We start from the raw sequence: 12915 nt of genomic DNA on the forward strand, positions 1-12915 counted from the left end.
CTCTCTCTTTAAAAATCAAATAAAGACTCTCCGTTTCCGTCCTCTTCCTGCTTCTCTTTTTCTTGCTTTCGATATTTGTTTAACCCCGCGCTCCCCATCATTTTTTCCATCATCAGCTGGTCTGTCGATGGCGGCGCGGCAGGACTTGGCGCAATGCTCGGCTGTATGCGGGGCGCGCTCGCGGTCTCCGGCTGATCAAGCACGACATCACACAGTGAACGGACAACCGCTACATAACGCTTCAGCTCCTCATCCCGTTCAGCCGTTTTTGCTTTTTTCAGCTCTTCTTCCATCTTTTGAATCAAAGCAGATATATGAATGTTCATGAAGCACCCTCCAAAAAATAAATGTTATCTTCCTGCATTTTATCAAATTCCTGCCGCGAACGCAGAAATGAGTTTGTTATTTTTTCTGACAAACCTTGCGCAATTGACAAGCAGAAGAGTTTTTTCACATAATAAATCACCATACCTTACAAAAAGGAGAGACGGAATGAACAGCATCCCCTCTATCATCAGCAAGCACAAAGCCTATTTTGCAGCGAGACATACGAGACCGCTTGAATCGAGACTGAACATTTTGCAGAAGCTGAAACAAGCCGTCAAAACTCATGAAGCCGATCTCATAGCCGCTCTCTATCAGGATCTCCACAAATCTGAGCAAGAAGCGTACTCAACAGAAATCGGAATCATCTTGGAGGAAATCAGCTTTGTCATGAAACGGCTGAAAAAATGGTCCAAGCCTATACGAGTCAAAACGCCACTGACTCATCTAGGCTCCAAGAGCATCATCATCCCTGAGCCGTATGGAACCGTTTTGGTGATTGCGCCTTGGAACTATCCCTTACAGCTGGCGCTTTCCCCGTTGATTGGAGCCATTGCAGCGGGGAACACAGTCGTTCTCAAACCGTCAGAATATACGCCGGCTGTTTCCGCTGCACTTTCGAAACTCATCAGCAGCGTTTTTCCGACCGATTATGTCGCTATGGCAGAAGGCGGGCCCGACGTCAGCACGGCATTATTACAGCAGCCCTTTGACTACATTTTCTTTACAGGCAGCGTAGCCGTGGGAAAAGTCGTCATGGAGGCCGCCGCCAAACAATTAATTCCCGTAACCTTGGAGCTCGGCGGAAAAAGCCCCTGCATCGTCCATAAGGATGCTGACATACGGCTTGCCGCAAAACGCATCGTCTTCGGGAAATTTACAAATGCGGGACAAACCTGCATCGCACCAGATTATATATTTGTCCACGAGAACATCAAAACGAAGCTGGCAGAAGAAATGAAGCGTGCAATCAGAGAATTTTACGGCCCTCAGCCGGAACGGAATCCGCAGTACGGCAAAATCGTCAGTGAACGGCACTATCAGCGGCTGCTCAGCTTTCTGAATGATGGCATCCCGCTCACAGGCGGACAATCAGATCCTGATCACCACAAAATTGCGCCGACCATTCTCGAACAAGTGAGGGATGACTCTCCAGTGATGCAGGAGGAGATTTTCGGACCGATTCTTCCGCTCTTTACATACCGAGATATCGGGGAAGTCATTGAGAAAGTCCAATCGCGCCCGAAGCCGCTCGCCCTGTATCTCTTCACCACAAACAAAGAAACTGAGCGCGCTGTTTTAGAGAATCTGTCGTTTGGCGGAGGCTGTGTCAATGATACGTTAATGCATGTTGCGACGCCGTATTTGCCATTCGGCGGCGTCGGGGAAAGCGGCATCGGCAGCTATCACGGGTTTGACAGCTTTAACACATTCACGCACAAAAAAAGCGTCGTCAAACAAACGAACCGCTTCGATTTCGCATTTCGTTATCCTTCCTCCAAAAACGGGCTGCGAATGATTCGAAAAATACTCAAATAAAAAAGCGCAGATCACCTGCGCTTTTTTACAAATCCTTAATACACCAATCAATCGGCGCCTCTCCCATTTTCTCCAAATAGGCATTCGCCCGGGAAAACGGTCTGCTCCCGAAAAATCCGTTTCTCGCTGAAAACGGGCTGGGATGCGTCGATTCAATGATAAAATGCTTGGAGGTGTCGATCCGTTCTTTTTTCATTTGAGCATGCCGTCCCCACAAAATAAAGATAACCGGCCGCTCCCTTTCATTCAGCACGTCAATAATTCGGTCCGTCAGTCGCTCCCAGCCTTTTCCCTTATGGGAATTCGCCTGTCCGCGCCTTACTGTCAGCACAGTATTCAGCAAAAGAACCCCTTGCTTTGCCCAGCTGACAAGCGACCCGTGATTCGGGATGCTGCACCCGATGTCCTGCTGCAGTTCAAGAAAAATATTTTTTAACGAAGGCGGCTGCTTTACACCGGGTTTGACAGAGAAGCTTAAACCTTGAGCCTGTCCCGGCCCGTGATACGGATCTTGACCCAGAATGACGACCTTGACATCATCATATGATGTATAATGCAGCGCATTGAAAATATCCCGGCTGTCCGGATAAATCGTTTGCTCCGCATATTCCCGCTTCAGCATTTCTCTAAGCTCTTGATAATACGGTTTCTCAAACTCTTCCTTTAGCTGACTCCACCAGCTGTCTTGTAAAAGCTGTTTCAAGATTCAGGCCCCCTTACGAACGATGAAGTCTGGAATAGACAGGCTCGCCATCCCAAACCATTTCACTTTTTGCTTCCCGCCTCTTCATCTCAGGCTCTTCAAGCAGGACGGCAAAGTTTTTCGTCGGCAGCTCCCCGAGTCCGTGCTTTTCACTTAACCGATCCAAATATTGCTTCCGCTTAGCGCCAAGGTCCGCAGACTGATTGTCTCCCGCGTCACTGAAGGCATAAATCACACTGGCGCAAGGGACACGCTTCACCCGGTAATCCTTGGCCACGCGTAAATAAAAATCCCAATCCCAGTAATTGTGCACATCAGCATCGAAATACCCGATTTCATCATGCAGAAAACGTCTGTACATGCTGCCCGACGGCACGTATGTAGAAAACACTCTCATATCCTCATAGTCAGCGGTATAAGCAAACAATTTCCGTGACACTGGATACCTTGTTCCGTTTTTCTCTTCAAACGAAACTATTTCCGCATCAGAATGAACGAAGTCTGCCGTTTCTATTTCCTTTGCCATTTTCTCGACATGCCCTGGCGTAAAGAAATCATCGTCATCACACAGCATAATGCAATCGCCAGACGCCTCTTTTACACCGGCATTTCTCGCAGCCACATGCCCCGAGTTCTTTTCTAAATTGATGACAGCAATCGGCAGCTCCGGATACAGTGCTTTGACCGGCACGACCGATTCCCCCGCATCATTCACAATAATAATTTCATACGGCTTCAAGGTCTGGCGGGAAATCGACTCCAGAAGCTCACACAAAGCCGGAATCCGATTATAGGTCACAATTACGATAGAAATCTTCATGATGCTCTCCTTCTCATTTTCATAGTCATGTACTATTAAAACATATATTGGACGGGAGATCAGTGGGAATATCCTACTGAAACCGGATAAGGTGTTAATGAAAATACTAGATGAATTGCTAAGCCTTCTATATTGTGATACAGAGAAAATCTAACTATAATGAAAGACAAAACACGATGGAGGTTCAAGACATGTCTATGCATAAAGCACTCACCATTGCCGGCTCAGATTCCAGCGGCGGTGCTGGGATTCAAGCTGATTTAAAAACATTTCAAGAAAAAAACGTATACGGGATGACCGCCTTAACGGTGATCGTTGCGATGGACCCAAACAACAGCTGGGACCATCAGGTATTCCCGATCGATACTGATACAATCCGCGCCCAGCTTGCAACAATTACGGACGGCATCGGTGTGGACGCCATGAAAACAGGAATGCTGCCAACCGTTGACATAATCGAGCTTGCGGCAAAAACGATCAAAGAAAAACAATTAAAAAATGTGGTAATTGACCCGGTTATGGTTTGCAAAGGTGCTAATGAAGTCCTTTATCCAGAGCATGCCCAAGCCCTGCGTGAGCAATTGGCTCCGCTAGCCACTGTCATTACGCCAAACTTGTTTGAAGCCAGCCAGCTCAGCGGCATGGATGAACTAAAAACAGTTGACGATATGATCGAAGCCGCGAAAAAAATTCATGCACTCGGCGCTCAATATGTCGTCATTACAGGCGGAGGCAAACTCAAACACGAGAAAGCCATTGATGTTCTCTATGACGGAGAAACAGTGGAAGTCCTTGAAAGCGAAATGATCGATACGCCTTATACACATGGCGCAGGCTGTACATTCTCAGCAGCCGTGACAGCGGAGCTTGCCAAAGGTGCGGAAGTCAAAGAAGCCATTTATGCAGCTAAAGAATTCATCACAGCTGCCATTAAAGAATCCTTCCCGTTAAATCAGTACGTCGGACCTACGAAGCATTCTGCTCTGCGCCTGAATCAACAATCATAAAAAAGCGGCTGCCTTACAGAGAGGCAGCCGCTTTTAAATCACCGAAGACTTTTCACAGAAAAAACTGCCGATCCCATCGGCAGCCTGTTTATTTGATTTTTAAATTGTTTGCAGATTTCCTCAAAAATGTTTCTATCGACTGAACAAAAAGTGCATATTCCTTCATTTGTTCATATGCCCGCGTGAGAATTTCCGCCGTTTCACTGTGCGGTGTTGTTCCGCCAAGCATTTTTTTCAGCTGAAGCAGCACATCCTTATATTCTTCCCGCTTATCTTCAACTTGGTCCGCAGCCTTTTCCAAACATGCCGGTGTTATCTTCTGTTCATGTATATTCAAGAAAACAACTCCTTTTACAGAAAAAAATAGTAGGTTATCGTTGAAGAATAGCACAGATGGCTTAGATTTCACATAAGAAAATAGAAGGATTTTCTACATAAGTGTCCAAATTCCGACATTCATTTCAGATTTCCCGGTCGAACTGGCTGTTACTTCATGATTTCCCGGGAAAGGAAAATATCTTGCACTAAAAACCTCTTCTCCGTTATTCATAAAGATTTCCACAGATGACGCGTCGAGAAACATGTGTACGGTATGCAAATCCTTGATGCGGCAATGTCTTGCTTCTGTTCTTTTTCCGTCAAAGCTCTTTCGTTCCAGCGTTACAATCCCCTCGTCTTTATGGAAGGAAAACGAAGCCGTTCCGCGGATACTGATTGAAAAACCGGACTCCGTATGAATGTCTTCCAGCAAGATCTCAGCTCTTTCAGGGTTTTCCACTGGAAGTGTGCCAGATGATTCGTGCATGTGGATTTGTAATTTCTTCTCGTTTCTGCGCATGGCTTTCAGCTCAGGCAGCGGCTGCTGAATCAGCTTCTGGCCTGATAGCGTCAGCTGTCTCGGCAGCGTCATGCAGTGAATCCAGTGATAGTCAATCGTTGGATGAGATCCTTCATCCTGGTCAGGCACAGCCATCCAAGCAAACAAAATTCGTCTGCCCTGATCATCTTCAAGTGTTTGCGGCGCGTAAAAATCAAAACCTTGATCAAGCTCCCTAAAATCACCATGCTTCAGTTCAGGCTTGTTATAATCGAGACGCCCGACAAAATAACCTGATTGATATACGTTCTGATAAAGGTAACCGTCAGCCTCAAGCCCTTGAGGCGAAACAATCAGCACGTCGGAACCTTGAAGAGTAAACAAATCAGGGCATTCCCACATGTACCCAAAATCCTCCAGCCCGTTGAAGCCTGCGCCAGTTATCGGGCCAAGAAATCGCCACTCTGTCAGGTTATCAGAAGCAAACAATACAGCCTGTCCTTTCAAATTTTCCGTTTGCGCACCAATCACCATATACCATGTACCTTCATGCTCCCATACCTTCGGGTCGCGAAAATGGGGCGTATATCCTTTCGGGAGGCGGGCGACAACACCCTTTTTCTCAAAGGTCAGCCCGTCGTCAGAAACAGCAAGGCATTGATACGTTTCCCGATTTCCATCCTGATCCCTGACATTTCCTGTGTAAAACAGATAGAGCTGATCATCTTTCGGGACAGCGCTGCCCGAGTAGCAGCCGTTTTTATCGAACCAATCACTCGGAGCCAGCGCAATCTCTTCCCGCTTCCAATTCACAACATCCTGTGTCGTATAATGCCCCCAAAATTTCGCGCCGTGCCCCGTCTGAAACGGCTGCCACTGAAAGAATACATGATAGGTGCCCTTCCAATAAATCACGCCATTCGGGTCATTCAGCAGCCCAACCGGCGGCATGATGTGAAAATGCTGGCGATGCGGATCGCTGTCAGCGATAGATTCTTTTTTCTCCACTTCATCATAAGCCTGGCGACGAAGCTCCTGGTCATGTGCTGTCATTTTTTTCTCCCCTCATCCTCATTAATCTTCATGACAAAAGCTGCAATGAACGCTGACACTGCCGCAATGGCCATCCCAATCAGATAGTTGATCAAGTTGCCCATGCCAAACGGCGCAGCAATGGCGATCATCGGAATACCCGTTAACCCATAAGCGTTTGCAGCAACATGAGTAAAGACGACATAAGCACCGCCCAATGCGCCTCCGATCATCGCGGCGATAAACGGTTTTCGGTAGCGAAGATTAACTCCGAATATGACGGGCTCAGTAATGCCAAGAAAAGCGGAAAATGCAGCCGGAAGCGCGATTTCTTTTGTCTTTGCCTTTTTCGCCATAAAGAAGACGGCAAGGCCTGCCCCGCCCTGTGCGACATTTGCCATTGACCAGATCGGCAGCAAGTAGTTTTTTCCTATATCTGCAATTAGCCCCGCCTCAATCGCATGGAAGCTGTGATGAACACCTGTCAGTACGATGAGTGAATACGTGCCCCCGAAAATCAAACCTGCAACAAAACCAGCATGGTCATACACATAAGTTAAAGCAACCGTAATCCCGGAGCCAAGCGCTCTTCCCAGAGGGCCAATCGCGATAAAAGCAACAAACCCGGTGACAATTACAGTAACAAAAGGTGTAACAAGCAAATCTACCGCATGCGGAACCACTTTTCTTGTCCATTTCTCTACCTTGCTCATTACATAAACCGCCAGCAGAACAGGGATGACAGTTCCCTGATAGCCTAGAAGCGCGATATCCAATCCGAAAAGATGCATATAATCAGGTGTCGCTTCAGCCAAACCCCATGGATTCAAAAGGTTTGGATGAATCATGATTCCCCCAATGACTGCTCCCAAGTACGGGTTGCTGCCAAATTCTTTTGAAGCGCTTACTCCGATTAGAATCGGCAAGAAAATGAATGCTGCACTTGAAAACATATCAAGCAGCTGAAAAACTGCAGAATCCTTGCTCATCCAATGAAACGCATTGATCATACCCAGCAATCCCATTAACAGGCCGCTGGCCACAATAGCCGGGATAATTGGAACAAAAATATTAGAAAGCGTTTTCGCAAATCTCGCAGCGGGATTCAGCTTTTCTTTTGCCGCATCCTGATGATTGACGTGTTCCTCACGCTCAATATCAGCTTCTTTAGAAAAAGCATCGAATACTTTATTCACAAGGCCTGTTCCGAAAATGATCTGGTACTGGCCAGAGCTGCTGAAGGCCCCTTTGACACCATCAAGCTCTTCAACCTGTGCTTGATCTATCTTTGATTCATCTTTCATCACTAAACGCAGTCTTGTTGCACAATGAGCCGCGCTGATAATGTTATCTTTCCCTCCGAGAAGCTCAATGAGGCGTTTTGCAGTCTCTTTGTAATCCATCTGTTTCTCCCCCTTTTATTTAAACAAAAAAGACCTAAAATTCGCCAACGAATAAAGGACACAGCGATCCTTTTTTCATTTACGCAAATTTTAGGTCTTGCCTGCTTTACCAGTCACAATCCCGCTTATTCAGATTGAGAATACGCTTTCATCATAAAACATGACAGCGTTTTCGTCAACTGCTTTTTAGTTAAATAGTTTGATAAAACATGTAGACAAAAATTCGTAAAAAATACTTGTGAAATAGTTCACAATATCATGCTATACTATGCTCAATCATGAAAGAAAGCAGGAAAAGACCATGGAAACTCAAGCATTGCAAAAGGTTGAACAGTACGCTTTAAAAAAACAAAACATATTCGCTTCAAGCAAAATCCGTTATGTGCTTCGGTCCATTTTGGCCAGTATGTTTATTGGTTTTGGCATTACAGCCGCAAGTAAAACCGGCAGCTATTTCTTTATGGCTGATTCTCCATTTGCCTTTCCCGCTGCCGCTGTCACTTTCGGGGCCGCTATTCTGATGATCGCTTACGGAGGCGGAGATTTATTTACCGGCAACACCTTTTATTTCACCTATACCGCGCTCCGAAAAAAACTCCGCTGGCGCGACACCCTGTACTTGTGGATGTCAAGCTATGCCGGCAATTTAATCGGCGCCATTCTGTTTGCCATCCTGATCAGCGCGACAGGACTTTTTGAGGAGTCTTCCGTACATTCCTTTTTGATTCATCTGGCAGAACACAAAATGGAGCCGCCGGCTTCCGAACTGTTTTTCAGAGGATTGCTGTGCAATTGGCTTGTGTGCCTCGCCTTTTTCATTCCAATGGCTCTCAAAGGGGAAGGAGCAAAGCTCTTTACCATGATGCTTTTCGTTTTCTGCTTCTTTATTTCCGGCTTTGAACACAGCATTGCCAATATGTGCACATTCGCCATCTCACTTTTGGTCGAGCACCCTGATACAGTGACACTGATGGGAGCAGTCAGAAATTTAATTCCCGTTACGCTCGGGAATCTGACCGCGGGAATGGTCATGATGGGCTGGATGTACTACACACTCAATCCTGATCAATAAAAAAACTTCCAGAGATCACTCCCTGCAAGTCAAAGCGGTTATTCCGAGAGATCTTGAAGACGCTGGACATGCAGCGTGATATAGCCGGCCTCGGATTCCGGCAAATGTAAATGATATTCATTTTTCAAAAACTCCGCCAGTTCCAGCGCACATTGATAGGCAAATGAATACTTTTTTTGGATGAAATAAAGCATCTCCTCGTCCATATGATGGAGCGCTTCATTTGATTCCAACCGGCTGACCGCGTATCGCAAATGCGTGACAAGGCGTTGATAGGAAATGCTGTTTTCATCCACCTTTCGATTAAAGTATTGTTCTATTTTCTCTATCATTTCTTTGATCATGGTCGTATGCTTCAAAGCTGAATACATGCTCTCCGCATCCATCTTGGCCGTATGGATGTGAAGGGCAATATAACCCGCTTCATCTTCAGGCAGAGACACGCCCAATGTCTCTTTTACATGTCCGATCGCCCAAAGGCCGATCTCGTATTCTTTTTTATAGAGCGCTTTTATCTCATGCAGCAATTTATTCTGCACAAGCAGCCCATTTTGAACCCTTTCGATCGCAAAGGACAAATGGTCAGAAAGCGCGATATGAATGTGGTCGCTCAGCGGCGCCGCGAGCTCCCCTTCCGCATAGCTGATGATATCCTCAGCTATTTCTATATGCTCCTCCGGCAGTGTTTGCAGGATTTGTTTGAATTTTTCATTCTCATCGCGCACGACAAAGATTTTTTCCACTTTATTCATAGGGATGAGATCGTTTTTCTTTTTTTGAAAAGCGATTCCCGGTCCCATCACGATTTTTTCCTGATCATCCTCTTTTATTAAAGCCGCATTGTTGTTTAATACTTTATAGATTTTCAAGAGGTTATCTCTCCCGCCAATTTGCTTTTGACTGGGATTTTACCTCCTTTTGACCGCCATGTAAAGATGCGGGCCCGCTCTCTCCTGCTTTGGCGATTCCTTGAAGGCTTGCAAACACCTTCTTTTATAAAGCGCGGCGGCTTTCGCTTTCTGTTTTTCTTCCTCATTCACAGCCATTCGCCATTCATAAAACGAAACAAGTCCCGCGGCCTGCACCGCCGCCTTTCTTTGGTATGTACGCTGAGCCGAGTAGACCGCGGCAGCCGCAGTTTTTCTGTCCGGCGTCACCCAGTTCATCAAAAAGACCATCCACACCCGTAAAGATACAAGCAAACGTTTCATAGAAAAACATCCCTCCGCTTCTTTTTGGCAGGCAGCCTTTTTTAGCAGCCCGTTTTCTCAGCCGCAGCCCGCAGGAAAAGACGGCCGATTTCTTTTCTTGCAAACTAGCAGCTCTAGCAAAACTCATGACTCTATGATAGACCGTGGAAAGAGAATTCTTTGTCACAATATGAGTGAAAAAACCAACTAGTTTTTAGAAGTTTTGTTGAAAGCTGAAAGAATTGAAATGAAAATTGGAGAACCGCTTTGAAAACTTTATACACAAGTTATCCCAAAGATAAGAACAACTTAATCACAAGAGATATCCACATGTCCACAAACTCTATCTATATTTTGTATACGAACATTTATTCCCAACTATATATATACACAGGTTTATTCACTTATACACAGGGTTCTGTGTATAACTCCTTCCTTATACACAAACAAAATCCAATAAATGGTCCAAATGACACAAGGATTTTTTTGAATTTTCAAGAAATATATACTAGATCTTTCACATTTTTTCTAAATACAAAGGGGGAAACACATTGAAAAAGGGGATCATTCGCTTTCTGCTTGTCAGTTTCGTCTTATTTTTCGCGTTATCCACAGGTATTACGGGCGTCAAGGCCGCTCCGGCATCTTCAAAAACGTCGGTTAACCTAGAAAAAGCCGAGGTATTCGGTGATATCGACATGACAACAAGCAAAAAAACAACCGTTATAGTGGAATTAAAAGAAAAATCCTTGGCAGAAGCGAAGGAAGCTGGAGAAAGCCAATCGAAAAGCAAGCTGAAAACCGCTCGCACAAAAGCAAAAAACAAAGCAATCAAAGCGGTGAAAAACGGAAAAGTAAATCGGGAATATGAGCACGTATTCTCAGGCTTCTCTATGAAACTCCCAGCTAATGAGATTCCAAAACTTCTCGCGGTAAAAGACGTTAAGGCAGTATACCCGAACGTCACGTATAAAACAGACAATATGAAGGATAAAGACGTCACAATCTCCGAAGACGCCGTATCACCGCAAATGGATGACAGTGCGCCTTATATCGGAGCAAACGATGCATGGGATTTAGGCTACACAGGAAAAGGCGTCAAGGTGGCGATTATTGATACTGGGGTTGAATACAATCACCCAGATCTGAAGAAAAACTTTGGACAATATAAAGGATACGATTTTGTGGACAATGATTACGATCCAAAAGAAACACCAACCGGCGATCCGAGAGGCGGAGCGACTGACCATGGCACACACGTAGCCGGAACTGTGGCTGCAAACGGAACGATTAAAGGCGTAGCGCCTGATGCCACACTTCTTGCTTATCGTGTGTTAGGCCCTGGCGGAAGCGGCACAACGGAAAACGTCATTGCGGGCGTGGAACGCGCTGTACAGGACGGAGCAGATATCATGAACCTGTCTCTCGGAAACTCTTTAAACAACCCGGACTGGGCGACAAGCACAGCACTTGACTGGGCCATGTCAGAAGGGGTTGTCGCTGTTACATCAAACGGCAACAGCGGACCGAACGGCTGGACAGTCGGATCGCCTGGCACATCAAGAGAAGCGATTTCTGTCGGTGCTACTCAGCTGCCGCTCAATGAATACGCTGTAAAATTTGGTTCCTACTCTTCAGCAAAAGTGATGGGCTATAACAAGGAGGACGACGTCAAAGCACTCAATAACAAAGAAGTTGAGCTTGTCGAAGCGGGAATCGGCGAAGCAAAGGACTTTGAAGGAAAAGATCTGACAGGCAAAGTCGCCGTTGTCAAACGAGGCAGCATTGCATTTGTGGATAAAGCAGATAACGCTAAAAAGGCCGGTGCCATCGGCATGGTTGTGTATAACAACTTCACTGGAGAAATTGAAGCCAATGTGCCAGGCATGTCTGTCCCAACGATTAAGCTTTCATTAGAAGACGGCGAAAAACTCGTCAGCGCCCTGAAAGCTGGTGAGACAAAAACAACATTCAAATTGACGGTCTCAAAAGCGCTCGGTGAACAAGTGGCTGATTTCTCATCACGTGGCCCTGTTATGGATACGTGGATGATTAAGCCTGATATTTCCGCGCCAGGGGTCAATATCGTCAGCACGATCCCAACACACAATCCTGACCATCCATACGGCTACGGATCAAAACAAGGAACAAGCATGGCATCGCCTCATATCGCCGGAGCTGTTGCCGTTATTAAACAAGCCAAACCAAAATGGAGCGTTGAACAGATTAAAGCTGCCATCATGAATACCGCCGTCACTTTAAAGGATGGCGATGGGGAAGTATATCCGCATAATGCCCAAGGCGCGGGCAGCGCAAGAATCATGAACGCGATCAAAGCCGATTCGCTCGTCTCACCTGGAAGCTATTCATACGGAACATTCTTGAAGGAAAACGGAAATGAAACGAAAAAAGAAACGTTTACGATTGAAAATCAATCTTCCATTAGAAAGTCATACACACTGGAATATTCATTTAACGGCAGCGGCATCTCCACATCCGGGACCAGCCGTGTTGTGATTCCGGCACATCAAACCGGGAAAGCCACTGCAAAAGTAAAGGTCAATACGAAGAAAACAAAAGCTGGCACCTATGAAGGTACGGTTATCGTCAGAGAAGGCGGAAAAACGGTCGCTAAGGTACCTACACTGTTGATTGTGAAAGAGCCCGATTATCCGAGAGTCACATCTGTCTCCGTCAGTGAAGGGTCTGTACAAGGCACCTATCAAATTGAAACCTACCTTCCTGCGGGAGCGGAAGAGCTGGCGTTTCTCGTCTATGACAGCAACCTTGATTTTGCAGGCCAAGCAGGCATTTATAAAAATCAAGATAAAGGTTATCAGTACTTTGATTGGGACGGCACGATTAATGGCGGAACCAAACTTCCGGCCGGAGAGTATTACTTGCTCGCCTATGCCGCGAACAAAGGCAAATCAAGCCAGATTTTGACCGAAGAGCCTTTCACTGTTGAATAAGAAGAAGCCCTGCCAAATCGGCAGGGCTTTTTAAAG

General features: G+C 46.0%; 12 protein-coding genes. 4 read left to right on the top strand and 8 right to left on the bottom strand.

Annotated features, from left to right (window positions below):
* Positions 1-8: 8 nt before the first annotated feature.
* The gene (locus BLL41_RS10145; RefSeq protein ID WP_071577739.1) at positions 9-326 is read right to left on the bottom strand and encodes a YwdI family protein; all 318 of its coding nucleotides are present in this window, start codon (positions 324-326) and stop codon (positions 9-11) included.
* 166 nt (positions 327-492) lie between these two features.
* On the opposite strand from BLL41_RS10145, the gene BLL41_RS10150 reads away from it, so the two are divergent.
* Positions 493-1863, top strand: a complete 1371-nt coding sequence (locus BLL41_RS10150) for an aldehyde dehydrogenase (RefSeq protein WP_071577740.1) — start codon at positions 493-495, stop codon at positions 1861-1863.
* A gap of 25 nt (positions 1864-1888) precedes the next feature.
* Here the strand turns inward: BLL41_RS10150 and BLL41_RS10155 are convergent, their stop codons facing one another.
* Together BLL41_RS10155 and BLL41_RS10160 are read right to left on the bottom strand one after the other, a co-directional pair.
* A complete protein-coding gene (locus tag BLL41_RS10155; protein ID WP_071577741.1) occupies positions 1889-2566 on the bottom strand; it encodes a uracil-DNA glycosylase in 678 nt (225 codons plus the stop codon).
* A 13-nt stretch (positions 2567-2579) separates the two neighbouring features.
* On the bottom strand, positions 2580-3386 hold the full coding sequence (locus BLL41_RS10160; RefSeq protein ID WP_070548035.1) for a glycosyltransferase family 2 protein: 807 nt from the start codon (positions 3384-3386) through the stop codon (positions 2580-2582).
* A 191-nt stretch (positions 3387-3577) separates the two neighbouring features.
* Here BLL41_RS10160 and BLL41_RS10165 point away from each other — a divergent pair, with 191 nt between their 5' ends.
* Positions 3578-4393 (top strand): bifunctional hydroxymethylpyrimidine kinase/phosphomethylpyrimidine kinase, encoded by an 816-nt coding sequence (locus tag BLL41_RS10165; protein WP_071577742.1) that lies wholly within the window; start codon positions 3578-3580, stop codon positions 4391-4393.
* Between the two features lie 88 nt (positions 4394-4481).
* On the opposite strand, the gene BLL41_RS10170 is transcribed toward BLL41_RS10165, so the two are convergent.
* From BLL41_RS10170 to scrA, 3 genes are all read right to left on the bottom strand, one after another.
* Positions 4482-4730, bottom strand: coding sequence for a hypothetical protein (locus BLL41_RS10170; protein WP_071577743.1), 249 nt, complete (start codon positions 4728-4730; stop codon positions 4482-4484).
* A 93-nt stretch (positions 4731-4823) separates the two neighbouring features.
* Positions 4824-6263 carry a sucrose-6-phosphate hydrolase gene (gene sacA, locus BLL41_RS10175; protein WP_071577744.1) on the bottom strand — a complete coding sequence of 480 codons (1440 nt, stop codon included), beginning with the start codon at positions 6261-6263 and terminating at the stop codon, positions 4824-4826.
* Positions 6260-7645, bottom strand: coding sequence for a PTS system sucrose transporter subunit IIBC (scrA, locus tag BLL41_RS10180; protein ID WP_069838465.1), 1386 nt, complete (start codon positions 7643-7645; stop codon positions 6260-6262). The genes sacA and scrA overlap by 4 nt, the downstream gene beginning before the upstream one ends.
* Before the next feature lie 301 nt (positions 7646-7946).
* Here scrA and BLL41_RS10185 point away from each other — a divergent pair, with 301 nt between their 5' ends.
* Positions 7947-8717: a formate/nitrite transporter family protein gene (locus tag BLL41_RS10185; RefSeq protein ID WP_071577745.1), complete on the top strand. Its 771-nt coding sequence runs from the start codon at positions 7947-7949 to the stop codon at positions 8715-8717.
* A gap of 38 nt (positions 8718-8755) precedes the next feature.
* On the opposite strand, the gene sacT is transcribed toward BLL41_RS10185, so the two are convergent.
* Positions 8756-9586, bottom strand: a complete 831-nt coding sequence (gene sacT / locus BLL41_RS10190) for a sac operon transcriptional antiterminator SacT (protein ID WP_071577746.1) — start codon at positions 9584-9586, stop codon at positions 8756-8758.
* Between the two features lie 39 nt (positions 9587-9625).
* Positions 9626-9928 (bottom strand): hypothetical protein, encoded by a 303-nt coding sequence (locus tag BLL41_RS10195; RefSeq protein ID WP_003222155.1) that lies wholly within the window; start codon positions 9926-9928, stop codon positions 9626-9628.
* Between the two features lie 530 nt (positions 9929-10458).
* Here BLL41_RS10195 and vpr point away from each other — a divergent pair.
* Positions 10459-12879: a serine protease Vpr gene (vpr, locus tag BLL41_RS10200; RefSeq protein WP_071577747.1), complete on the top strand. Its 2421-nt coding sequence runs from the start codon at positions 10459-10461 to the stop codon at positions 12877-12879.
* Positions 12880-12915 lie beyond the last annotated feature (36 nt).

Origin of the sequence: Bacillus sp. FMQ74, assembly GCF_001875785.1 — a bacterium.
Taxonomy (GTDB): Bacteria; Bacillota; Bacilli; order Bacillales; family Bacillaceae; genus Bacillus; species Bacillus stercoris.